Source organism: Micromonospora sp. C31, from assembly GCF_018070575.1.
Taxonomy (GTDB): Bacteria; Actinomycetota; Actinomycetes; order Mycobacteriales; family Micromonosporaceae; genus Micromonospora.
In genome coordinates this window covers 75,542-98,504 of record NZ_JAGPXN010000003.1, presented here as the reverse complement: position 1 = coordinate 98,504, position 22,963 = coordinate 75,542, and the positions used below count along the sequence as shown (strand labels likewise).

The following is a 22,963-nucleotide window of genomic DNA, read 5'->3' as shown; positions in this document are numbered from 1 at the left end:
GCCGACGCCGAACGGCCGGCCCACCCTGGGGGCGGACCGGCCGTCGTGGTGCGCGGACGTCAGCTCTGCGTGGGAGCCGGCGTCTCGACGGTGCCACCCGGAGCCGGCGACTCGGTGCCGCCCGGAGCCGGGGTCCCGGTGGTGCCGCCCGGAGCCGGCGTCGTGCCGCCCGGGCTCGCGGTACCGCTGGCGCTGGTCTGCGGCACCGGGATGCCCATCTGCTCCGCCAGCTCCACCAGCGCGTCGTAGTGCGCCTGCAGGATCGGCAGGGCGGTCTGGGCCAGCTGGACCACCGACTGCTCGGAGCCCTGCGAGATCTCCGTCTGGGTGGCCTGGATGGCCTGGACGTGGCCGGCCAGCTCGCTGGTCACCCAGAGCCGGTCGAACTCCTCGCCGCTGGCGTTGTTCAGCTGGTCGATGACGGCCTGCTGATCGGCGGTGGGCTCAGCCGGCAGTTCGACGCCGAGCTGGTTGGCCACCTCCTGCACCGACTGGTCGACCTGGGTGTGGTCGGTCTTGAACCGCTGGCCCAGGTCCTTGACCCCCTGGTTCTGGCCCTTCTGCTGAGCCAGGTCACCCGCGGTGATCTCGAACAGGTTGACCTGGTGCACGGCCTGCAGGTACTGGGTGTCCTGCTGCGACGGCTGCACGGCGGCCTGTGCCGCCGCGGCCGGCGCGATCCCCACCAGCACCAGCGCGGCCAGCAGGCCCAGGCGTTTGATACCCAACATGCTTCCCCCCTTGAGACGTTGGATCACACGGATACCCGGCTGACCGGGGTTATTCCTGCGATCCCCCGCCCAGGGGGGCGACCGGCCGCCGGGTCCGTGTCGAACCGTCGGCGGGCGGAAACGGACGTGGCGCCCGCCGGAGGACTCCGGTGGGCGCCACGTCGGGGTGTCGCGGGGTCAGCGGCGGCTCTCGCCGCTGCCGATCTCCTCCCGCTCCGGGCGGGGCTCGACGGGCGGGTGGCCCGGCGAGACCGGCGCCTCGGCCGGCTTCTCGATCGGGTAGAAGAAGCCCCGGATGGCCGGGCCGAGGGCGCCGAGCCGGTTCATCTTCTTCGGCACGACCCAGCCGGCGTACGGCAGCGCGCCGTGGCCGTCGGCGTGCCCGTCCGCCGCCGAGAGCGGCTGGTGCACCTCTTCGAACCGGCCGTCCGGCAGGCGCCGGATGATGCCGGTCTCGACACCGTGGACGAGCACCTCCCGGTCGTGCTGCTGGAGACCCAGGCAGATCCGGTAGGTGACGTAGTACGCCAGCGGCGGCACGACGAGCAGACCGATCCGGCCGGCCCACGTCATCGCGTTCAGGCTGATCTGGAACTTGTCGGCGATGACGTCGTTGGCGCCGGAGAGGGTCAGCACGATGAAGAACGAGACCGCCATGGCGCCCAGGCCGGTACGGGCCGGCACGTCCCGGGGACGCTGGAGCAGGTTGTGGCTCCTGGTGTCCTTGAGCCGGCGGGCCTCCAGGAACGGGTAGAGCGTCGACAGGCCGACCAGGATGCCTGGCAGCACGACCGTCGGCCAGAACAGCGGCGGGATCACGTACCCGTCACCGATCGGGATGTTGATCTCCCAGGCGGGCATCAGGCGGGTCGAGCCGTCGAGGAACATGACGTACCAGTCGGGCTGGCTGGCGGCCGAGACCACCCACGCCTCGTACGGGCCGAACAGCCAGATCGGGTTGATCTGGAACAGGCCGCCCATCAGCGCGACCACACCGAAGACGACCATGAAGAAGCCGCCCTGCTTGATCGCGTAGCGGGGGAACATCCGCTCGCCGACCACGTTGCCGTTGGTCCGGCCGGGGCCGGGCCACTGGGTGTGCTTCTGCTTGAAGACCAGGCCCAGGTGGGCGCCGATCAGCGCGAGCAGCAGGCCCGGGACGAGCAGCACGTGGGCGATGTAGAACCGGCTGATGATGATCGTGCCCGGGAACTCCCCGCCGAAGACCGACGAGGTGACCCAGGAGCCGATCACCGGGATGGAGAGCATGATCGCCGAGGCGATCCGCAGGCCGGTGCCGGAGAGGCCGTCGTCCGGCAGCGAGTAGCCGGTGAAGCCGGCGAGGAAGCCGACCCAGAACAGCAGCGAGCCGATGATCCAGTTGGTCTCACGCGGCTTGCGGAACGCGCCGGTGAAGAAGACCCGGAGCATGTGCACCACGATGGCGGCCATGAACAGCAGCGCCGACCAGTGGTGCATCTGCCGCATGATCAGGCCGCCCCGGACGTCGAACGAGATGTCCAGGCTGGAGGCGTACGCGGCCGACATCGGCGTGCCCCGCAGCGGGGCGTAGCTGCCGTTGTAGACCACCTCGGTCATCGCCGGCTCGTAGAAGAAGGTCAGGAAGACCCCGGTCAGCAGCAGGATGACGAACGAGAACAGCGCGATCTCGCCGAGCAGGAAGGACCAGTGGTCCGGGAAGACCTTGTTCAGCAGCCGGCGCAGCGGGGTGGCCACCTGGAAGCGGTCGTCCACTCCCCGGGCGGCGTTGCCCGGCACAGCTGCCATCTCAAACTTGCGCCGCTTCACGGCCGCTCCCAGAAGTCGGGCCCGACGGTCTCGGTGTAGTCGGACTTGGCCACGAAGTAGCCCTCGGAGTCCACCTCGATCGGCAGCTGCGGCAGCCGTCGGCTGGCCGGGCCGAAGATGGGCCGGGCGTTGTCGGTGATCAGGAACTGCGACTGGTGGCACGGGCAGAGCAGGCGGTTGGTCTGCTGCTCGTACAGGCTCGCCGGGCAGCCGGCGTGCGTGCAGATCTTCGAGAACGCGGCGAAGTTGCCCCACATGTAGCCGCCGTGCTTCTCCCGCTCGTTGGCCCGGCGCGACTCCTGCGCGTCGCTGTCCCGCAGGTGGATCAGCAGGGCCGGCGAGTCCGCGTGCAGGTTGCTCACGCCGTGGTCGATGCCGGGGAAGACGGTGACCTGGCCGCCCGCGCTGACGTCCGCGGGACGGATCGGCCGGCCGTCCTCGCGGACCAGGCGGATCTTCTCGCCGTTCTCGGCCGGGGCGAACCCCGTCCTGAACATCTGGTTGTTCTTGTGCGGCTGAGAGATCAGGCCACCGACCAGGGGCGCCGCGGCGACCGCCCCGACCGGCGCGAGACCGGCCAGCAGCGAGATGCCGAGCAGCGGCCGACGCTTCACGCCCAGCTCGTCGGCCATGTAGAGCATGGTCTGGCCGGTGATGATCCGGTCGTCGGAGGCGACCGCGCCCTCGTGCCGGTCCTGGATCGAGACCTCCTTCGGCAGCAGCTTCTTGCCCCAGGTCAGGATGCCGAAGCCGATGCCGAGCAGGGCCACGCCGAGGGTGACGCCGAGCAGCGGGGTGTACCACTTGCCGCTGCCGCTGCCCGGGGAGTACTCCCAGGGCCACCAGATGTAGACGGCCAGGAAGGCGGTCGCCGCGAGGCCGGTCAGCAGGAAGAACGACGCGATCGTACGGGTCAGCCGGCGCTCGGCCTTGCTGCCCGGCGCGACCTGCGGCTCGTAGTGGACGATCTCGATGTCGTCCCGGCGCGCGCCCTCGCGGACGATGTCGAACTGGCTGAGCCCGGGGGCCTGGACGTCCATCGGTTGCCGGCTGCGCGGGATCTCCGGGCGCTCGGTCTGGGTGGTCATGCCGTCACCTCGCTACGGGCGGTGCCGCGCTGCGGCACCACGGCACTGAATCGGATGAACCTGGTCACGACTTGCCCGCGATCCACAGGCTCGCGAAGACGAGCGCGACGATGCCCACCAGGAAGATCGCCAGGCCCTCGGTGGACGGCCCGTACCGACCGAGGTTGAAGCCGCCCGGGTCCCGGTCGTGCTTCAGGGTCTCCTGGATGTAGGCGATGAGGTCCGCCTTCTGGTCCGGGGTGATCTGGTTGTCGCCGAAGACCGGCATGTTCTGCGGGCCGCTCAGCATCGCGGCGTAGATCTGCCGGTCGGTGGCCGGGCTCAGGCTCGGCGCGTACTTGCCGGAGGAGAGGGCGCCGCCGCCACCGCCGAAGGCGTGGCACTGCGCACAGTTGATCCGGAACAGCTCACCACCGGCCGCGACGTTGCCGTCGGCGTGCAGGTTGTCGCCGTCGGGCACCACCGGACCGCCGCCGAGCTCCTGGACGTACTGCGCGAGCTGGCGGGTCTCCTCGTCGGTGAAGAGCTCCGGCTTGCGCTGGGCCTGGGCCTCCTGCCGGGCCATCGGCATGCGGCCGGAGCCGACCTGGAACTCGACCGAGGCCGCGCCGACGCCGATCAGGCTCGGCCCGCGCCCCTCGATGCCCTGGGCGTTGCGACCGTGACAGGTCACACAGCTCACGTCGAACAGCGCCTTGCCCTCCGCGGCGGCACCGGTGAGCGGCGTGTCCTGCGCCTGCGCGCCGGGGGCGAAGACGGTGTAGGCGCCGCCGGCCAGCATCAGCGCGGCGAACAGCCGGACCGCGGCGCCCAGCCGGCGGCGGCCCCTGCTGCGCGCCGCGGGCCGCTCGCGCAGCCGCGCGAGCAGACCGCGTCGGCGGTCGTTGTCAGAAGTCATGACCTGTGTCCTTAACCGGTTGGACCTTGTCTCAGGAGGGGACGGAGCAGCGGCGCGGTTCGAGACGCGCCAAGATCACTGAAGCCAGTAGATCATGGCGTAGAGCCCGATCCACACGACGTCGACGAAGTGCCAGTAGTAGGACACGACGATCGCCGAGGTGGCCTGCGCCGGCGTGAACCGGCCCATGGTCGTGCGGATCATGAAGATGACGAAGGCGACGAGACCGCCGGCGACGTGCAGGCCGTGGAAGCCGGTGGTCAGGTAGAACATCGACCCGTAACCGTCTGCGTTGATCTTGATGCCCTCGTGCACCAGCTCGCGGTACTCGTTGAGCTGGCCGAGGACGAAGATCAGGCCCATCACGAAGGTGATCGTGAACCAGCGCCGCAGCGCGTGGACGTCACCCTTCTCCGCGGCGAACACCCCGAGCTGGCAGGTCACCGACGACAACACCAGGATCACCGTGAAGGTGGTCGCGTAGGGGATGTTGAGGTGCACGGTGTGCTCTGCCCACTGCTCCGGCGCCGCCGCGCGGATGGAGAAGTACATCGCGAACAGCGCCGCGAAGAACATGAGTTCGCTGGAGAGCCACACGATCGTCCCGACGCTGACCATGTTGGGTCGGGTCAGGGAGTGGATCCGGCTCTTGTCAATGGCTGGGGCCGCAGTCACGCCGTCATTATTGCCCTTGACCGGGGCCGGCGATCAGCGGGGGGCCAAACCAGTGGCATCGACAGCCCGATCGGGGCAGTCCGGTTCGCCTGACCTAGGCTGAAAAGCGTGCTGCACGCCGATCCGATCCCCGCCGCAGCCGCCGTCGCCGCGCCGGCGGCGACCGCGGCCGTCCCGCCGCCGTTCACCGTGACCTCGGTGTTCACCGAGACGAAGCTGGACAGCTGGCTCGCCGTCGGCCTGGTGCTGGCCGCCGGCGTCTACCTCTACGGGGTGCACCGGCTGCGGCTGCGGGGCGACCGGTGGCCGGTCGCCCGCACGGTCTTCTTCCTCGGCCCCGGCCTGGGCGGCATCGCGGCGGTCACCGTCAGCGGCCTGCACGCGTACGACACGGCGCTGCTGTCGGTGCACATGGTCCAGCACATGGTGCTCTCCATGATCGCGCCGATCTTCCTCGCGCTGGGCGCGCCGGTGACACTGGCCCTGCGCACGCTGCCGCCGCGACCCCGCAAGCGACTGCTGGCGGTCGTGCACAGCCGGATCGCGCGCGTCTACAGCTTCCCGCTGGTGGCGTTCGCCATCTTCGTGGTGAACCCGTTCGCGCTCTACTTCACCGACCTGTACCGCTACACGCTGGAGCACGTGTGGGCGCACGAGGTGGTGCACGCGCACTTCATCATGACGGGCTGCGTGTTCTTCTGGCCGCTGCTCGGCCTCGACCCGCTGCCGGGCCGCTGGCCGTACCCGGGGCGGGCGCTGCTGATGCTGCTCTCCGTGCCGTTCCACACCGTGCTCGGGCTCACCATCATGCAGAGCAGCACGCTGTTCGGCGGCGACTGGTACCCCTCGCTCGGGCTGACCTGGTCGGACCCGTGGCAGGACCAGGTGGTCGCCGGCGGCATCCTGTGGGCCGGCGGCGAGTTCGTCAGCGTGACCATGCTCGCCGTACTGGTCGTGCAGTGGATGCGCCACGCCGAACGGGAGGCACGCCGCGTCGACCGCGACCTGGACCGCCAGGAGGCCCGTCAGCGCGCTGCGGAGTCCGCCGCCTGAGCCGGTCCGGCCGTACGCCCGACGCCGCCACCGGCCGGACGTCGCCCACCTCACACCGACCGGTACGATCAGCGGGCAGCTACGAGTTGGGAGCCAGTCCAGCCCATGAGTGCGCGCAACGAACCAGTCATCGAGCTCAGTCTGATGGTGCCTGACGACGGCACGGAGCGAAGCGGAGTGCCGGCATGAGCGATCGTCTTTGCACCGTCCTGCTCTACAGCGACGACCCGCAGGTCCGCGACCGGATGCGGCTCGCCGTCGGCCCGCGTCCCGCGCCCGGCCTGCGGATCGAGTTCGTCGACGCGTCCACCTACGCCGAGTGCGTCCGGATCGTCGACGACTACGAGATCGACCTGCTGGTGCTCGACGGCGAGGCGAGCCCGGGCGGCGGCATCGGCATCGCCCGGCAGATCAAGGACGACCGGGAGGACGCTCCCCCGACCTGCGTGGTGATCGCCCGCGCCGCCGACCGGTGGCTCGCGGCCTACGCCGAGGTCGACGCCACCCTGGTGCACCCGCTCGACCCGGTGACGACCGGCACGACCGTGGCCGAACTGCTGCGGGCGCACGCACCCGCCTGACGTCCCCCGCTCCGGCCGCCGCGGCGCCGGGCCGACCGGCGCCGGTTCCATCCCACCCGCATCTCGCACGCTCGGGAGGCCCGCCATGGGCGATCGGACCTGGCCGCACCTGCTCAACGCGCTGCTGCGGGGTGAGGAACTCGCCACCGCCGACACCGCCTGGGCGATGGGCGAGATCATGGCCGGTTCGGCCGCCCCGGCGCAGATGGCGGGCTTCGTCGTCGCGCTGCGGGCCAAGGGCGAGACCTCGGCCGAGCTGGCCGGCCTGGTGGAGGCGATGCTCGGCCGGGCGGTCGCGGTCGAACTGCCCGACGAGCTGCGCGCCACCGCCCTCGACGTGGTCGGCACCGGCGGTGACCTCGCGCACACCGTCAACATCTCGACCATGGCCTCGCTGGTGGTGGCCGGCGCCGGCGTCCGCGTGGTCAAGCACGGCAACCGGGCGGCCTCCTCCTCGTGCGGCACCGCCGACGTGCTGGAGTTCCTCGGCGTGCCACTCGACCTGGGCCCGGAGGGGGTGGCCCGGTGCGTCGCCGAGACCGGCATGGGCTTCTGCTTCGCGGCCCGGTTCCACCCGGGGATGCGGCACACCGGCCCGGTACGCCGGGAGCTGGGCGTGCCCACCGTGTTCAACTTCCTCGGCCCGCTGACCAACCCGGCCCGGCCCCGCGCCGGAGCGGTCGGCTGCTTCGACGCCCGGATGGCTCCGGTCATGGCCGGTGTCTTCGCCGCCCGCGGCGACTCGGTGCTGGTCATGCGGGGTGAGGACGGGCTCGACGAGTTCACCACCGCCGCGCCGACCCGCGTCTGGGCGGCACAGGGCGGCGTCGTCAGGGAGTCGCTGCTGGACGCGGTCGACCTCGGGGTACCCCGGGCCACCCTGGCAGACCTGCGGGGCGGTGACGCCGCCTTCAACGCCGACGTGGTCCGTCGGCTGCTGGCCGGCGAGACCGGGCCGGTCCGCGACGCCGTCCTGGTCAACGCGGCGGCGGCGCTGGCCACGCAGGGCCCGCTCGACGGCGACCTCACCGCGGCGCTGCGGGCCGGGATGGACCGGGCCGCCGAGTCCGTCGACTCCGGGGCCGCCGCGCGCGTCCTCGACCGTTGGATCGAGGTCGCGCGCTCCCTCTGAGCCCGGGCCTCGCCGGACGGCGCCGCAGGTTGTCGGACTCCCGTGGGAAACTACAGCCGAGTAATTCCCACATCCGTCCTTCGCCGTCGAGTGCGGCAGTCCCCGTCGGGCGTGTGCGACACCCCGCGGGACCGGAGCGAGAGGAGACGCCCGTGTCGGAGCGCGAGCTCTACTGCGACGCCTGTGAGGGCGTCGAGCCGTTCGAGGCGCCGCCGTGCGCCGACGGACACGGCGCCGACTGCCCCGAACTGGTCTGCACGGGTTGCGGCGCGGCGGTGCTCATCGCCGCCGTCGTGCCCCACCTGACGCGCCCGACCGACCAACGCCGTCAGGCGGCCCGCCGCCGCGCCGCCTGAGACCACCTCCCGCCGCCGGGGGCGTCGGGCACGGCGACCCCCAGCAGCGCGTCTGCGGACCCGGCCCGGCCCACGCCGGCCCAGCCCACGCCGAAGGCCCGCCTCTCCCGGGGGAGGCGGGCCTTCGGGGCGTTCGCGGGTCGGGGTTGCCGACGGATCAGTGCTCCGCGGTGCGCCGGGTGCCGCTGTAGTACTCGAACAGCAGGCCGCAGACGGCGAACGTGACCGCCACCATGCCGAGACCGAGCAGCCAGAACTGCCAGAACGCGAGGCCGAAGCCGGCGAGCACGACGGCCGTCGCCAGGCCGAGCGGCCAGTAGCTGCCCGGGCTGAAGAAGCCGATCTCGCCGGCGCCGTCGGCGATCTCACCGTCCGGCCGGTCCTCCGGCCGAAGGTCGATACGGCGGGAGACGAACCAGAAGAAGCCGCCGCACATCGAGCAGAGCAGGAAGCTCAGCAGCAGGGCGATCGTGCCCACCCACTCGACCCGACCGCCGGAGTCGGCGGCGGTCCACCCGCCGTAGAGGAAGGTGGCGAAGAACAGGAACCCGGCGATGACCAGGAAGATGCGCCACTCGGTCTTCATGCCCGATCCCTCAGCTTCCCGCGCCGGCCGGCGCGTCGTCCGGGTTGAAGTTGGCCTCGGAGCGGCGGGTGTCGAACGGCCTCGTGGTCACCGCATAGGGCTCCTCGCCGATGGCCGTCAGCGCCTCCTGCGTGGACCTGCCGTCCCGCTTGGCCGCCAGGAACTGCTCGTACTCCTCCGGGGAGACGACCCGCAGCTCGAAGTTCATGAAGGCGTGGTAGCTGCCGCAGAGCTCGGCGCAGCGCCCGACGTAGGCGCCCTCGGCCTCCAGCTTCGAGACCTCGAACACGTTGCGGATGTTGCCCGGCATGACATCGCGCTTGAACAGCAGCTCCGGCACCCAGAAGGAGTGGATGACGTCGCGGCTGGTCTCCTCGAACCGGATGGACCGGTCGGTCGGCAGCACCAGGATCGGGATGACCTCGCTGGTGCCGAGCACGGAGGCGACGGTGTTGGCGTCCTGACCCTGGCCGTCGCGGTAGTTGAACTGCCAGTTCCACTTGAACGCGACCACCTCGACCGTGACGTCGGGGTTCCTGGTCGTCCGCACCACGTCGGTCTGCACGACCGCCGTGTAGTAGAAGAGCACGGAGACGATCAGGATCGGCGCGATGGTGTAGAGGAACTCCATCGGCATGTTGTAACGGGTCTGCACCGGCAGTTCGTTGCCCCGCTTGCGGTAGCGCACGACGCACCAGAAGATCAGGCCCCACACGAAGACGCCCACCGCGAGCGCCGCGATGCACGAGGCGATCCACAGGTCGTACATCCGCTGTGACTCGGGCGTGATGCCGCCCTGCGGCCAGCCGAAGCCGCCGAACGCCGCGCCGACGTCGCAGCCCGTGAGCAGGACCAGCAGCGCCGCTCCGCCGAGACCGAGCCCGGCGATCCGACCGGCACCACGTCCCCGGCGCCCACCGGCTCCTGGGGAAGCACTGTGCCGTACGGCCGACGGCCGTACCTCCGAACTCCTTGCGACCACCTGGTCCTGCCTCCCTAGCGCGCCGCGGTGTCTTCGTCCCTGCCCTCCGCCTGCGGAGCGACAGCACCAGCGGCAAAGGCGTCACCGACGGTCGCAGATTACTCGACCATGGCGGGCTGGACCCTGTTGGGGTCGCTGTCGGCCCCCATCGGGGGGATCTTGGGCATACCGGCGCGATACGTTGGCTCCCGTGAGCGCATCCCCGGTCTACCTGGACGCGGCCACCGCCGCGCCGCTGCACCCGGTCGCCCGGCAGGCGCTGCTGGCGGCCCTCGACGACGGCTGGGCCGACCCCGGCCGGCTCTACACGCAGGCACGCCGGGCCCGTCAACTCCTCGACGCCGCCCGCGAGGCGTGCGCGCAGACGCTCGGCGTGCGCGCCGACGAGCTCTCCTTCACCTCCAGCGGTACGACGGCGGCGCACGCCGCCGTCCTCGGGGGCCTGGCCGGGCGGCGGCGGGTCGGTCCCGTCCTGGTGCACTCCGCGATCGAGCACTCGGCCGTGCTGCACGCCGCCGAGAAGCACGTCGCGGCGGGCGGCGCGGCCACCTCCGTGCCGGTGGACCGGCTGGGCCGGCTCGACCTAGGCCGCTGGGCGGCGGCGGTCCGGGCGCCGGGGGTGGCGCTGGCCGCGCTGATCGCCGCCAGCCACGAGGTCGGCACGCTCCAACCGGTGGCGGCTGCCGCGCAGGAGTGCGCCGAGGCGGGGGTGCCGCTGTACGTGGACGCCGCCCAGCTGGTGGGCCGGGCCCCGGTCCCGGCCGGCTGGTCGGTGCTCACCGCCAGCGCGCGCAAGTGGGGCGGGCCGCCCGGGGTGGGGCTGCTGGTCGTGCGCAAGGGCACGCGCTGGGAGTCGCCCTGGCCGGCCGACGACCGGGAGGCGGGGCGTACGCCCGGAACGCTCAACCTGCCGGCGGTGGTGGCGGCGGCGGCGAGCCTGCGCGCGGCGGCGGCCGACGCCGCGGCCGAGACGGCCCGGCTGGAGCCGCTGGTGGCCCGGATCCGGGCGCGGGTCGCGGCGGAGGTGCCCGACGTGGAGGTGGTGGGTGATCCCGACCACCGCCTCCCGCACCTGGTGACCTTCTCCTGTCTCTACGTCGACGGCGAGGCCCTGCTGCACGCGCTCGACCGGCGTGGGTTCGCCGTCTCCTCGGGCTCCTCGTGCACGTCGTCGACGCTGCGGCCGTCGCACGTGCTGGAGGCGATGGGGGTGCTCTCGCACGGCAACGTCCGGGTCTCGCTGCACCGGGAGACGACGGCGGCCGACGTCGAGAGATTCCTCACCGAACTGCCCGGCATCGTGGCCGAGCTGCGCGCCGAGGCCGGGGTGGTGGGACTGTGACGGCGCCGGCGGAGATCCTCGACTGCCGCGGCCAGCGCTGCCCCCTGCCGGTGATCGCGGTGGCCAGGCGGCTGCCCGAGATGCCCGTCGGCACGGTGGTGCGGGTGCTCGCCGACGACCCGGCCGCGGCGGTGGACCTCCCGGCCTGGTGCCGGATGCGCGGCCAGGAGTTCCTCGGCACGATCACGGGCCCCGACGGCCCCGCCTTCGACGTCCGCCGCCGCCACTGACCCGTGATCGACTGCCGGCCACCCGCCTACCGGTAGCTGCCGGACAGCAGCATCACGGCAGGAGATGCGGGCGGACCTCCTCGGCGGCGACGTCGCCGTACGACTCGGCCAGGCGCTTGACGAACAGGTCGCGGCGGACCTCGTACTCCTGGGTGCCGACGGTCTCCAGCACCAGCGTGGCGAGCAGGGAGCCGACCTGGGCGGCCCGCTCCAGCCCGAGGCCCCAGGAGAGGGCGGTGAAGAAGCCCGCCCGGAAGCCGTCGCCCACGCCGGTCGGGTCGACCGCCCGGGTCTCCCGCGCGATGGGCACGTGGATCTGCTCGAAGTCCCGCCCGACGATCTCCACCCCGTGCTTGCCCAGCGTCGTGACCCGGACCTTGACCCGGTCGAGCAGCTGCGCGTCGGTCAGCCCGGCCTTGCTCTGCAGCAGCGACTTCTCGTAGTCGTTGGTCATCAGGTACTCGGCGCCGTCGATCAGCCCGACGACGTCCTCGCCGTCCATGCGCGCGAGCTGCTGGGACGGGTCGGCGGCGAACGGGTAGCCCCGCTCCCGGCACTCGGTGGAGTGCCGCAGCATCGCCTCCGGGTCGTTCGCACCCACCAGGACCAGGTCCAGCCCGTCGAGGCGGCGGGCCACCGGCCCCAGCTCGATGTTGCGGGCCTCGCTCATCGCCCCGGCGTAGAACGAGGCGATCTGGCACATGTCGGTGTCCGTGGTGCAGACGAACCGGGCGGTGTGTGCCACCTCGCTGACGTGCACCGAGTCGCAGTCGACGCCGTGGCGCTCAAGCCAGGAGCGGTAGTCGGCGAAGTCCGCGCCGACCGCGCCGACCAGGACCGGGCGCAGGCCGAGCTGCCCCATGCCGAAGGCGATGTTGGCCGCCACCCCGCCGCGCCGCAGCACCAGGTCGTCCACCAGGAAGGAGAGCGAGACCTTGTGCAGCTGGTCGGCCAGGAACTGGTCGGCGAAGCGACCGGGGAAGCTCATCAGGTGATCGGTGGCGATCGAGCCGGTCACGGCAATCTTCATGTCAACCTCGGGGTGGGGAGCAGGGCGCCGGTCAGCCTACCGGCCCGGCCCCCTCAGGATGACCTGTCGGTCGGCCCCGGGCATCTCCCCGAGCGCGCATCCTCGCGCGGAAGACGACGGCGGGGCCGCCCCGCAGGGCGGCCCCGCCGTGGTCAGCGGAGGTGCGGCTCAGCTGAACGAGTCGCCACAGGCGCAGGAGTTGCCCGCGTTGGGGTTGTCGATGGTGAAGCCCTGGGCGTCGATCCGGTCGGCGAAGTCGATGGTGGCGCCGGCCAGGTAGGGGGCGCTCATCCGGTCGACGACGACCCCGACACCGTCGTAGTCGGTGACGACGTCACCGTCGAGCGACCGCTCGTCGAAGAAGAGCTGGTACCGCAGGCCGGAGCAGCCACCCGGCTGCACGGCGACCCGGAGCCGCAGGTCGTCGCGGCCCTCCTGCTCGATCAGGGCCTTGACCTTCTGCGCCGCGACGTCGGTGAGGACGACGGACGTGGGGGCCTTGGCCTCGGTCGACTCGGTCTGCGCTGGCGTGGTCACGTGAAATCTCCCTGCGCGGTTGGGTCCGGACGCACTGGCCAACATCTCCTGTCGCCCAGCCATTCCCGGTGTGGTCCAGATCCGATGGTACGCCGCCTCGGCCGGCCCCACCCGTTCGGCGTGACCTGGGCCGTCGCCCGGCGCGGGCGTACGGGGTGGTCAGCGGCTCCACTGCCGGGCCAGCCGGGTGCCGAGCGCCCGCAACCCCTCGGCCGGGCGCTGCATCGCGGCGGCCAGCCCGCCCCGCTCCTCGCCCCCGAAGTGCTCCACCAGGCTGTACGCGTCGGTGACCCCGGCCGCCCCCGCCTCCCGCCGGCCGGTGCTCACCCGACCGGCGACCACCACGCAGGGCACGCCCCGGTCCCGGGCGGCGCCGGCCACCCCGGCCACCACCTTGCCGCGCAGCGACTGGTGGTCGAACGAGCCCTCCCCCGTGATCACCAGGTCGACCGCGTCGAGCGTGACGTCCAGCCCGATCGCCCGGGTGACCAGGCCGATGCCCGACTCGCAGTGCCCGCCCAGCGCCAGCACGGCCGCGCCCAGCCCGCCGGCCGCGCCGCCGCCGGGCAGCGCGCCCAGCCGTTCGGGGCAGCCGGGCAGGTCCCGCTCCAGGACGGCGGCGAAGCGCTCCAGCGCGGCGTCGAGCAGCAGCACGTCGGCCCGGTCGGCGCCCTTCTGCGGGCCGAACACGTTGCTCGCCCCGTGCAGCCCGAGCAGCGGGTTGTCCACGTCGGTGGCGGCGACCAGGCGGGCGTCGCGCAGCCGGGGCACGCCGTCGAGGGTGTGCACCGCGCCGAGCGCGGCCCCGCCGTACGGCAGTGCCAGGCCGCCCTCGTCCAGCGGGGTCACGCCGAGCGCGGTGAGCATGCCCGCGCCGCCGTCGTTGGTGCCGGAGCCGCCCAGCCCGATCACGACCGTGCGGGCGCCGGCCTCCACGGCGGCGGACACGAGCACCCCCAGCCCGTACGAGGAGGTGGTCTTCGGGTCGCGCTCGCCCGCGTCGAGCAGGTGCAGCCCGCACGCCTGGGCGCTCTCCAGCCAGGCGGTCGCGCCGCCGTCGGTGAGCAGGATCTCACCGGCCGCCGGGCGGCCCAGCGGATCGACGGTCGGCACCGGGATCCGGCGCCCGCCGAGGGCGTCGGCGAGCACGTCGAGGAAGCCTGGCCCGCCGTCCGACAGGGGCCGGACGAGCAGGTCGTCGCCGGGCGCGACCTCCCGCCAACCGGCGGCCACGGCATCGGCGACCTGTGGGGCCGGCAGCGTACCGGCGAACTTGTCCGGGCAGAGCAGCACGCGCATGCCGAGCAGTGTGGCAGCACACACCGGTGGAGGCTGCGCCGAGGCCGCACTGTGGGACCATGGGGCACGTGACTTCGACCTGGGTGGAACCCTCCAACACCGCGACGGCACTGCTGCTGCTCGGCCGGGGCAGCGACCCCGCCACGGAGCGCGGCGTCGAGTGTCCGGGTGACCTGCCGGCGCCCAGCGACCCGGACCTGGTGGCCCGGGCGACGGCGGCGAAGGCGGCGCTGGGCAGCAGGGTCTTCGTGCTGGGGCACCACTACCAGCGCGACGAGGTGATCCAGTTCGCCGACGTCACCGGCGACTCGTTCAAGCTGGCCCGCGAGGCGGCGGCCCGGCCCGACGCGGAGTACATCGTCTTCTGCGGCGTGCACTTCATGGCCGAGAGCGCCGACATCCTCACGTCGGACGCGCAGAAGGTCGTCCTGCCCGACCTGGCCGCCGGCTGCTCGATGGCGGACATGGCGGTGCTGTCGCAGGTCGAGACCGCCTGGGACGTGCTCACCGAGCTGGGCATCGCGGCGCAGACCGTCCCGGTTACGTACATGAACTCCTCGGCGGACATCAAGGGCTTCGTCGGCCGCAACGGCGGCGTGGTCTGCACCTCGTCGAACGCGAAGCGGGCGCTGGAGTGGGCGTACCAGCAGGGCTCGAAGGTCTTCTTCTTCCCCGACCAGCACCTGGGCCGCAACACGGCGGTGCTGGAGATGGGCTTCGCGCTGGACGACTGCGTCCTCTACGACCCGCACAAGCCGGGCGGCGGGCTCACCCCGCAGCAGTTGCGCGACGCGCGGATGATCCTCTGGCGCGGGCACTGCTCGGTGCACGGGCGCTTCACGCTGGACAGCGTCAACGACGTGCGGGAGCGGGTGCCGGGGGTGAACGTGCTGGTCCACCCGGAGTGCCGGCACGAGGTGGTCACCGCCGCCGACTTCGTCGGTTCGACGGAATACATCATCAAGGCCATCGAGGCGGCCCCGGCCGGCTCGGCGTGGGCGGTCGGCACCGAGCTGAACCTGGTCCGCCGGCTCGCCCTGGCCCACCCCGACAAGCAGATCATGTTCCTGGACAAGGCGGTCTGCTACTGCTCGACCATGAACCGCATCGACCTGCCCCACCTGGTCTGGGCGTTGGAGGAGTTGGCGGCCGGTCGGGTGGTCAACCAGATCACCGTCGACCCGGACACCGCGCACCACGCCCGGGTGGCGCTGGATCAGATGCTGGCCCTGCCCGGGGCCGACACCCCGCCGCCGACAGCAGGCTGATCACTTTCGGTAGCGAGACTGGCACGGAAAAGGGTCCGATCACCGATAAATGCCCCCAGGGGCGAAGTGACCGGGTCCAGGTTCGTCACCGAGGGCTATGCTGCCGGTGCGACGATTCACGCGGGCCGTTTCGACATGGCCGCGTTCCGGGTAGCGACGACAATCGCGGGCCCCACCATCAACACGGCAGCACCGACGCGCTGGAGGTTGCATTGACCGACGACGTCCTGGTCGTACACGGAGGGACTCCGCTCGAAGGGCGGATCCGCGTGCGCGGCGCGAAGAACCTGGTCTCGAAGGCGATGGTCGCCGCGCTGCTGGGTGACAGCCCGAGCCGACTGTTCGACGTGCCGAAGATCCGCGACGTCGAGGTGGTCCGGGGCCTGCTCGGCCTGCACGGGGTCAAGGTCACCGACGGTGTGGAGGACGGCGAGCTCGTCTTCGACCCGGCGAACGTGGAGAGCGCCAGCACGGACCAGATCAACGTGCACGCGGGCTCCAGCCGGATCCCGATCCTCTTCTGCGGGCCGCTGCTGCACCGCCTCGGCCACGCGTTCATCCCCGACCTGGGCGGCTGCCACATCGGGCCGCGCCCGATCGACTTCCACCTCCAGGCGCTGCGGGAGTTCGGCGCGACGGTCGAGAAGACCCCGGAGGGGCTGCACCTCTCGGCGCCGAACGGGCTGCACGGCACCAAGTTCTCGCTGCCGTACCCGAGCGTGGGCGCGACCGAGCAGGTGCTGCTGACGGCCGTGATGGCCGAGGGCGTCACCGAGCTGCGCAACGCGGCGGTGGAGCCGGAGATCATCGACCTGATCTGCATCCTGCAGAAGATGGGCGCGATCATCAAGGTGCACACCGACCGGGTCATCGAGATCCAGGGTGTGCCGCGGCTGCACGGCTACACGCACCGGCCGATCCCGGACCGGATCGAGGCGGCGAGCTGGGCGGCGGCGGCGCTGGCCACCCGCGGGCACGTCGAGGTGCTCGGCGCGCAGCAGGCCGACATGATGACCTTCCTGAACATCTTCCGCTCCGTCGGCGGCGAGTACGAGGTCACCGACGCCCGGCCGCCGAAGCTGGGCGACCCGGGCCAGGAGGGCGGCATCCGGTTCTGGCACCCGGGTGGCGAGCTGAACGCGGTGGCCCTGGAGACCGACGTGCACCCCGGCTTCATGACCGACTGGCAGCAGCCGCTGGTGGTGGCGCTCACCCAGGCCCGGGGCCTGTCCATCGTCCACGAGACGGTCTACGAGCAGCGGCTGGGCTACACCGAGGCGCTCAACTCGATGGGCGCCAACATCCAGGTCTACCGGGACTGTCTCGGCGGCACCCCGTGCCGCTTCGGCCGGCGCAACTTCAAGCACTCCGCGGTGATCGCGGGGCCGAGCAAGCTGCACGCCGCCGACCTGGTCATTCCCGACCTGCGGGCCGGTTTCAGCCACCTGATCGCCGCGCTGGCGGCGGAGGGCACCTCCCGGGTCTACGGCGTCGACCTGATCAACCGGGGCTACGAGGACTTCGAGGCGAAGCTCGCCGACCTGGGCGCGCACGTCGAGCGTCCGTAACGTCGACCACTTCCGTCCGCGCCCGGTGCACCGCGATGTGCACCGGGCGCCGTCGTTTGGCTACCCTTTCCGCGTGCCGTCGCTGTTTCGCCGCAAGTCCTCCGACCTCGTCGACGAGGCCGTCACCCCGGTGACCCCCGACGAGGAGTCCACGCCCGCCCAGCCCCGGGGCCACACCCCGAGCAAGAAGGAGCTGGGCAGGGTCACCCCGAAGCGGCCGACCGCCGGCCGCCGGCCGACCGCGGCCACCAAGCCGTTGACCAAGGAGGAGCAGCGGGAGCGCAAGCGCCGGCTGCGCGCCGAGGCCGCGGCGGAGTTCCGCCTCGAGGGCGGCCCCCGCGACCGCGGCCCGGAGCGGCTGCTGGCCCGCAACGTGGTCGACTCCCGGCGTACGGTCGGCACCTGGTTCTTCGGTGGGGCGCTGATCGTGCTGATCGGCTCGAACGCCGCGATGCCGCCGATCGTCCGCCTGGTCTCCAACATCCTCTGGGGCGCGCTCGCCCTGGGCGTGGTGGTCGACTCGGTCCTGATCTCGCGCAAGATCCGCAAGCTGGTCCGGGAGCGTTTCCCGAACACCGGTCAGCGGATGGGCTCGCTCTACCTCTACGCCGTCATGCGGTCGATCACGTTCCGCCGGATGCGCGCCCCGGCGCCCCGGGTGAACATCGGCGACCCGGTCTGACCCTGCCGCCCGGAGGGCCTTCCCCGCACCGTGGCGAGGGGCCTGCGTCGTCCGGACCTCAGTCGCCGTGGTCCCGGCGGCTGTCGCCGTCCCGGCCCGAGCCGCTGCGGTAGAGCCGGGCCACCACGTCCTCGACGTCCGGCTCGACGATCGAGACGTCCCGCAACGCGCCCAGCCCGGCCAGGGCCGCCACCACCTCGGCCACCCCCGCCGACTCCAGCGCGAAGACCAGCCGGTGCCCGTCGGCCTCCTGCCGGTGCAGCGGCGCGCCCGGCAGCACCGGCGGCTCGGGCAGCGGGGCGTCCAGGTCGGCGACGAGCAGCCTTCGCGAGCCGTACCGCTCGTGCAGCGCGGCGATCGACCCGTCGTGCACCACCCGCCCGTGGTCGACCACCACCAGGCGCCCGCAGAGCCGCTCGATGTCGGCCAGGTCGTGCGTGGTGAGCACCAGCGTCGTGTCCCCGGCCCGCCCCAGCTCGCCGAGGAAGCCCCGGACCGCCTGCTTGCTGACCACGTCGAGGCCGATGGTGGGCTCGTCGAGGAAGAGCACCTCCGGGCCGTGCAGCAGGGCGGCGGTCAGCTCGCCGCGCATCCGTTGCCCGAGGGAGAGCTGCCGGACCGGGGTGCCCAGGAAGGCGTCCAGGTCGAGCAGGCCGCGGCAGCGGCGCAGCCGGGCGGCGTGCGCGGCGGCCGGCACCCGGTAGACGTGCCGCAGCAGCGCGAACGAGTCGCCCAGCGGCAGGTCCCACCAGAGTTGCGAGCGCTGACCGAACACCACGCCGACGCGCAGCGCGAGCCGCGTGCGCTGGGCCACCGGGCGCAGGCCGCAGACGCGTACCTCGCCCGCGGAGGGCGTCAGCACACCGGTGAACATCTTGAGCGTCGTCGACTTGCCGGCGCCGTTGGGCCCGATGTAGCCGAGCATCTCGCCCCGGGCCACCCGCAGGTCGACCCCGTCGACGGCGGTGACCCGCCGCTTCTCCCGCCGCAGCCGGCCGGTCCGCACCCGGACGGTGAACTCCTTGCGCAGCCCGTCGGCCACGATCACGTCGTCGCTCATGACCCCGTACTCCGGTAGTGGCGGACCCCGGTGCGCCAGGCCGCCGCCGCGCCGACGGCCGCGACCAGCGCGACGCCCGGCGCGGTCCAGCCGACCCACGCCGGCAGGCCGAGCGGGTCGGCGCGGCCGAGCAGCGCCAGCGCCGGGTGGTAGCTGACGAAGGCGAAGCCCAGGCCGTACGCGAACACCGCGCGGAACCAGCCCTCGAAGACGGTGATCGGGTACGAGGTGAAGTCCCGTCCGCCGTAGGTCACCGAGTTGGCCAGCTCCCCCGAGTCGACCCACCAGAACGAGACGGTGGCGGTGGCCACGAAGACCGACCCGAAGAAGACCACGCCGGCCAGCGGGGCGAGCACCACCAGCACCGCCCGCGCCGGGGTCCACTCGACGCCGGCGGCGCCGACGGCGACCACCAGCACGGCGAGCCCGAAGACCGCCCGGGACACCTTGCGCAGCGGCAGGTCCATCAGCAGCAGCTGGGGCAGGGCGCCGAGCGGGCGCACCAGCACGGCGTCGAAGAGCCCGGTGCGCACGTACCGGGGCAGCCGCTCGATGTTGCCCACCAGCAGGTCGGCGACGGCGAACGCGCACGTCGAGAGGCCGACGACCACCATCGTCTCGCGCAGCGTGAAGCCGCCCAGCTCCCGCGTGACCCCGAAGATCACCAGCACGGTGAGCACGTCGAAGACGGTGGACCCGACGTTGCCGAGCACGTCGATCACGAACGAGGTCCGGTACGCCGTCTGCGCGCGTGCCTGCGCGCCGAGCAGCGCCCGGTACGCGGCCAGCACCCCGCCCGACGCGTCAGCCACCCTGGATCACCAGGCGGCGTTCGGCCCGGCGCTGCACCAGCCGGCAGGCGGCCAGGATCAGCGCCGCCCAGGCGAGCTGGAGGCCGACCAGCCCGACCTGGACGTCGGTCGGGTCGCGCTCGACCAGCACGTCGAGCGGGGTCTGGAGCAGGCTCGGGAAGGGCGTGCCGCACCACAGGACGAGTTGGAGCCACTCCGGCAGGAAGCGCAGCGGGAAGTAGAGCCCGGCGAGCACGCCCGAGGCGAGGGTCCAGAGGACCATCGGGCCCCGCACGTCCTGCAACCAGTACGCGGTCGCGTTGACCAGGAACCGGCAGCCGAAGCAGAGGACCACGGCGACGACGGCGGAGAGCACGAAGATCGGCAGGGTGGACCAGCGGCGGGGCACGTAGACCTCGAAGAAGAGCGGCCCGACCAGCACCGGCGGGAGGAAGCGGATCAGCGCGGCGTGCCCGGCACGGCCCAGGTCGGCGGCGAGGTGGCTGGTCACGGGGTGCACGGGCCGGAGCAGGTCGCTGGCGACGTCGCCGGTACGGATCCGGTCGGCCAGCTCGGTCCCTCCCCAGAGCAGGACGACCGACAACAGACCCTGACCCACCCAGACGAAGGTGGCGAGCTGCCCGCGGTCGTACCCGGCCACCGAGCCGGCCGCGCCGACCGTCGCGAGCAGGACGTAGCACCGCAGGAAGCCGAAGACCGCGTTGGTCACGACGCCCGCCACCGACGCCTGCCGGTACGTGGCGTAACGTCGGAAGCCTGATCCGGTTATAGCCTTAAATGTCCGGAACCATAGGATAACGTTTGGGACGGTGGGCGGTGCCACAGTGGCGGTGACCGAGCCCACGCCGCTACCCTCCTTCCGCAGCCAAGCCGTACCGGAGGGGCGACTCTACCGGCACGTGGAGCGCCCAGCGCGACAATTTCCAACGAGGTGACATCGCCGTGAGCGAGCGGACGCGAGCCGGCCACCGGGGCGCCGCCGTTTGCGCACGGACGGCGGCCGGGCACCCGGGGGCGCCCGCTCGCCGACGGCACGCCGCGGGCGTTCCGCCTACCCTCCGTGGCGACGGGCCGACCGGATGAGCCGCTACGCCGACCACTGGCACGACGCCGCCGAACCGGCGTGGATGTTCGAGCCGACCAGCGAGTGGCACCCGCAGTTCCCGGGCCAGCGCTACGCGGGCGACATCGGCGTCGAGCACGCGCCGCCGGCGCCCCGGGGCCGGTCGGCCGTGGGCCGGGCCGAGGTGCCCCCGCTCGCGCCGACCCGGCCGGACGGCACCTACGTCGGCCGGTCGTGGGACGACCTGCCCGAGGGCCGGCACGGCCGGCAGGACGCGCGGCACGGCCTCGACGCGCGACGGCACGGCGACGAGCCGTACCACCGTCCGTACGCCGACCCGCGCCGGCCGGACGACCGGCAGTGGCCGCCCCGACAGGAGCAACCGCACCGCAACGACCGGGGCGGATTCGACGTCCCCGGCCGCCCCGCCGACTCTCCCCGACAGCGCGACCACGCCGGCCCCGACCGCTACGACACCCCCACGCCGCAGTACGAGCCAGCCGGGCGGGACCGGCCCGTATCCCCCGCCGGCAGGTCCGAACCCGGCTGGCTCCCGGAGCCCGGCGAGGACGCGCCGCCGCGCCGCTCCCCGACGTACGGACGCCCCGACGCCGGCCACGACCACCGGCCGGATCCGGGCCACGACCGCCTGGCCGGGCGTGGACACGATCGCCCGGCGGGACCCGGACCCGACCGTCGACCGGACAGCGCCGACGACCGCCCGGCCGGCGGGGACGGGCGTCGGCCCCGCTACCAGTGGGGAACAGCCGCTCCGGAGCCCCGCCCCTCCGAAGCTCAGCGGGATCACCCGCCCGGCACGCATTGGGACCGCACGGCCGCCCCGCAGTGGGACCGTTCGTCGGACCCCCGCCGGGAACGCCCCGCCGAACCGCAGTGGGACGCCTCGCCCGCCCCTCGCCGGGAAGCGCCCGCCGAACCGCAGTGGGAGGCCTCGCCCGCCCCTCGCCAGGAAGGGCCCGCCGAACCGCAGTGGGAGCGTTCGTCCGACCCGCGCCGGGAGGGTGGGCCGGGCGGGCGGGAGCACGGGCCCGGCGTACCCGCCGACGGGTGGCCGCGCCCCGACCGGGCTCCCGCCGGCCAGCAGCCCCGCCCAGCCGGGCAGCAGCCGCCGCAGGAGCCGGACGTGCGCCGGCCGGCGCACGAGGCGGCCCGAGCCGAGACGTACCCCCAACGGGGTGCGCAGTGGACCGCCCGGCCGGACGCCCATCGGGAGGCCGAGGCGCACCGGGAGTCCCGGGCGCGCCCGCAGCCGGACGGCGGCCTGCCCTGGCCACCGCCCGGCCCCCTGCGGCCCGGCCCCGACCGGGACGCCTCGCGGCATGCCGAGCCCCGCACCGGGCATCGGCGGCCGGTCGACCGTCCCCGCCCCGAAGACGCCACGGCCCCGCCGCCTCCGCCCGGGTACGACCAACGGCGGCCATCCCCGACCTACGGCGCCCCGAAGTCCGGCGTCCCGACCTACGGTGCCCCGGCCTCCGGCGCCCCGACCGGGCCGACGGCCTCCGGACCGACGGGTATGCGGGCGCCGGCTGGAGAGGTGCCCGTCCCGGGCCGCCCCGTCTCCCCCGCGCCGTCGCGCGATCTGCCTCGGGCCGACCGGCCCGGCCCGGCCTCGTCGGTCACCGGCCGGCCGGTGTCGCCTGCCGTCCCGCCCGTTTCGCCCCTCCCGCCCGTCTCGCCTGCGGGTCCGGTCACCGGTCCGGTGTCACCCGCCGCCCCACTCTCCGGCCTGACGTCGCCGGCAGGTCCCGCCCCGGTGTCCCCCGCCGCCCCGGCCGTCGACCGCCCGGTGTCCCCCGCCGGCCCGGTCGCGGGACGACCGGGGACATCGGCAGCCGGCACCGACCGGCCTGGCTCTTTCGTCCCTGTCGCGGGTCGCCCCGCCGCGCCGAGCCCGGCCCTGCCGGCACCTGTCTCCGGCGCACCCGCCTCCGATGGGCCCGTCTCCGGTACGCCCGCCTCCGGTGCGCCCGCCTCCGGTGCGCCCGCTTCTCCGCCGGCGCCGGCGCAGGGGACAGCAGCCGGCAGCCGGCCCGCCCCCGGGGAACCGCTCCCGCCGACCGGTCCGGCACCCCACCCGGTCGCGGAGAAGGACGCCGCACCGGTCTCGGCGCCTCCCGCCGGCCGGCTGCGCCTGGAGTTCCTACCGGCACCGGAAGC

22 protein-coding genes are annotated in these 22,963 nt (G+C 73.2%); 9 read left to right on the top strand and 13 right to left on the bottom strand.

Annotated features, from left to right (window positions below; genetic code table 11):
* Positions 1-59: 59 nt before the first annotated feature.
* The 5 genes from KBX06_RS07055 to KBX06_RS07035 all read right to left on the bottom strand — a co-directional run bounded on the left by KBX06_RS07055 (position 60) and on the right by KBX06_RS07035 (position 5,201).
* Positions 60-731: a DUF4142 domain-containing protein gene (locus tag KBX06_RS07055; protein ID WP_210833412.1), complete on the bottom strand. Its 672-nt coding sequence runs from the start codon at positions 729-731 to the stop codon at positions 60-62.
* Between the two features lie 177 nt (positions 732-908).
* Positions 909-2,540: a cytochrome bc complex cytochrome b subunit gene (locus tag KBX06_RS07050; protein WP_210833411.1), complete on the bottom strand. Its 1,632-nt coding sequence runs from the start codon at positions 2,538-2,540 to the stop codon at positions 909-911.
* Positions 2,537-3,628, bottom strand: coding sequence for a ubiquinol-cytochrome c reductase iron-sulfur subunit (locus KBX06_RS07045; protein ID WP_210833410.1), 1,092 nt, complete (start codon positions 3,626-3,628; stop codon positions 2,537-2,539). The genes KBX06_RS07050 and KBX06_RS07045 overlap by 4 nt, the downstream gene beginning before the upstream one ends.
* 64 nt (positions 3,629-3,692) lie before the next feature.
* A complete protein-coding gene (locus KBX06_RS07040) occupies positions 3,693-4,526 on the bottom strand; it encodes a cytochrome c (RefSeq protein ID WP_210833409.1) in 834 nt (277 codons plus the stop codon).
* A gap of 75 nt (positions 4,527-4,601) precedes the next feature.
* Positions 4,602-5,201: a heme-copper oxidase subunit III gene (locus KBX06_RS07035; protein ID WP_210833408.1), complete on the bottom strand. Its 600-nt coding sequence runs from the start codon at positions 5,199-5,201 to the stop codon at positions 4,602-4,604.
* A gap of 108 nt (positions 5,202-5,309) precedes the next feature.
* Between KBX06_RS07035 and KBX06_RS07030 the strand changes: the two genes are divergently transcribed.
* From KBX06_RS07030 to KBX06_RS07015, 4 genes are all read left to right on the top strand, one after another.
* Positions 5,310-6,254: a cytochrome c oxidase assembly protein gene (locus KBX06_RS07030; RefSeq protein ID WP_210833407.1), complete on the top strand. Its 945-nt coding sequence runs from the start codon at positions 5,310-5,312 to the stop codon at positions 6,252-6,254.
* 185 nt (positions 6,255-6,439) lie between these two features.
* A complete protein-coding gene (locus KBX06_RS07025; protein ID WP_210833406.1) occupies positions 6,440-6,835 on the top strand; it encodes a hypothetical protein in 396 nt (131 codons plus the stop codon).
* An 85-nt stretch (positions 6,836-6,920) separates the two neighbouring features.
* Complete coding sequence (gene trpD / locus KBX06_RS07020; RefSeq protein ID WP_210833405.1) at positions 6,921-7,967, top strand: anthranilate phosphoribosyltransferase; 1,047 nt, start codon at positions 6,921-6,923, stop codon at positions 7,965-7,967.
* A 152-nt stretch (positions 7,968-8,119) separates the two neighbouring features.
* A complete protein-coding gene (locus tag KBX06_RS07015) occupies positions 8,120-8,323 on the top strand; it encodes a hypothetical protein (RefSeq protein WP_210833404.1) in 204 nt (67 codons plus the stop codon).
* Between the two features lie 157 nt (positions 8,324-8,480).
* On the opposite strand, the gene KBX06_RS07010 is transcribed toward KBX06_RS07015, so the two are convergent.
* Both KBX06_RS07010 and coxB read right to left on the bottom strand, forming a co-directional pair.
* Positions 8,481-8,909 (bottom strand): cytochrome c oxidase subunit 4, encoded by a 429-nt coding sequence (locus KBX06_RS07010; protein WP_210833403.1) that lies wholly within the window; start codon positions 8,907-8,909, stop codon positions 8,481-8,483.
* Between the two features lie 10 nt (positions 8,910-8,919).
* Positions 8,920-9,891, bottom strand: a complete 972-nt coding sequence (coxB, locus tag KBX06_RS07005; RefSeq protein ID WP_210833402.1) for a cytochrome c oxidase subunit II — start codon at positions 9,889-9,891, stop codon at positions 8,920-8,922.
* Positions 9,892-10,081: 190 nt separating this feature from the next.
* On the opposite strand from coxB, the gene KBX06_RS07000 reads away from it, so the two are divergent.
* Positions 10,082-11,233 (top strand): aminotransferase class V-fold PLP-dependent enzyme, encoded by a 1,152-nt coding sequence (locus tag KBX06_RS07000; protein ID WP_210833401.1) that lies wholly within the window; start codon positions 10,082-10,084, stop codon positions 11,231-11,233.
* Entirely contained in the window at positions 11,230-11,463 is a 234-nt protein-coding gene (locus KBX06_RS06995) for a sulfurtransferase TusA family protein (RefSeq protein WP_210833400.1), read from the top strand. Before KBX06_RS07000 ends, KBX06_RS06995 begins: the two co-directional genes overlap by 4 nt.
* 52 nt (positions 11,464-11,515) lie before the next feature.
* Here the strand turns inward: KBX06_RS06995 and KBX06_RS06990 are convergent, their stop codons facing one another.
* The 3 genes from KBX06_RS06990 to KBX06_RS06980 all read right to left on the bottom strand — a co-directional run bounded on the left by KBX06_RS06990 (position 11,516) and on the right by KBX06_RS06980 (position 14,329).
* Positions 11,516-12,493: a carbohydrate kinase family protein gene (locus tag KBX06_RS06990; protein ID WP_210833399.1), complete on the bottom strand. Its 978-nt coding sequence runs from the start codon at positions 12,491-12,493 to the stop codon at positions 11,516-11,518.
* A gap of 168 nt (positions 12,494-12,661) precedes the next feature.
* On the bottom strand, positions 12,662-13,030 hold the full coding sequence (erpA, locus tag KBX06_RS06985) for an iron-sulfur cluster insertion protein ErpA (protein ID WP_088999157.1): 369 nt from the start codon (positions 13,028-13,030) through the stop codon (positions 12,662-12,664).
* A 159-nt stretch (positions 13,031-13,189) separates the two neighbouring features.
* Positions 13,190-14,329, bottom strand: coding sequence for a glycerate kinase (locus KBX06_RS06980; RefSeq protein ID WP_210833571.1), 1,140 nt, complete (start codon positions 14,327-14,329; stop codon positions 13,190-13,192).
* A 68-nt stretch (positions 14,330-14,397) separates the two neighbouring features.
* Here KBX06_RS06980 and nadA point away from each other — a divergent pair, with 68 nt between their 5' ends.
* The 3 genes from nadA (at position 14,398) to KBX06_RS06965 (ending at position 17,847) form a co-directional block, all read left to right on the top strand.
* Complete coding sequence (nadA, locus tag KBX06_RS06975; RefSeq protein WP_210833398.1) at positions 14,398-15,597, top strand: quinolinate synthase NadA; 1,200 nt, start codon at positions 14,398-14,400, stop codon at positions 15,595-15,597.
* Positions 15,598-15,809: 212 nt separating this feature from the next.
* Positions 15,810-17,165, top strand: coding sequence for a UDP-N-acetylglucosamine 1-carboxyvinyltransferase (gene murA, locus KBX06_RS06970; protein WP_210833397.1), 1,356 nt, complete (start codon positions 15,810-15,812; stop codon positions 17,163-17,165).
* 73 nt (positions 17,166-17,238) lie between these two features.
* Positions 17,239-17,847 (top strand): DUF3043 domain-containing protein, encoded by a 609-nt coding sequence (locus tag KBX06_RS06965; RefSeq protein ID WP_210833396.1) that lies wholly within the window; start codon positions 17,239-17,241, stop codon positions 17,845-17,847.
* Positions 17,848-17,905: 58 nt separating this feature from the next.
* Here the strand turns inward: KBX06_RS06965 and KBX06_RS06960 are convergent, their stop codons facing one another.
* The 3 genes from KBX06_RS06960 to KBX06_RS06950 are packed head-to-tail and all read right to left on the bottom strand — an operon-like array spanning position 17,906 to position 20,563.
* A complete protein-coding gene (locus KBX06_RS06960) occupies positions 17,906-18,907 on the bottom strand; it encodes an ATP-binding cassette domain-containing protein (protein ID WP_210833395.1) in 1,002 nt (333 codons plus the stop codon).
* Entirely contained in the window at positions 18,904-19,719 is an 816-nt protein-coding gene (locus KBX06_RS06955; RefSeq protein WP_307854478.1) for an ABC-2 family transporter protein, read from the bottom strand. The genes KBX06_RS06960 and KBX06_RS06955 overlap by 4 nt, the downstream gene beginning before the upstream one ends.
* Complete coding sequence (locus KBX06_RS06950) at positions 19,712-20,563, bottom strand: ABC-2 family transporter protein (protein ID WP_210833394.1); 852 nt, start codon at positions 20,561-20,563, stop codon at positions 19,712-19,714. Before KBX06_RS06950 ends, KBX06_RS06955 begins: the two co-directional genes overlap by 8 nt.
* Positions 20,564-22,963: the final 2,400 nt, after the last annotated feature.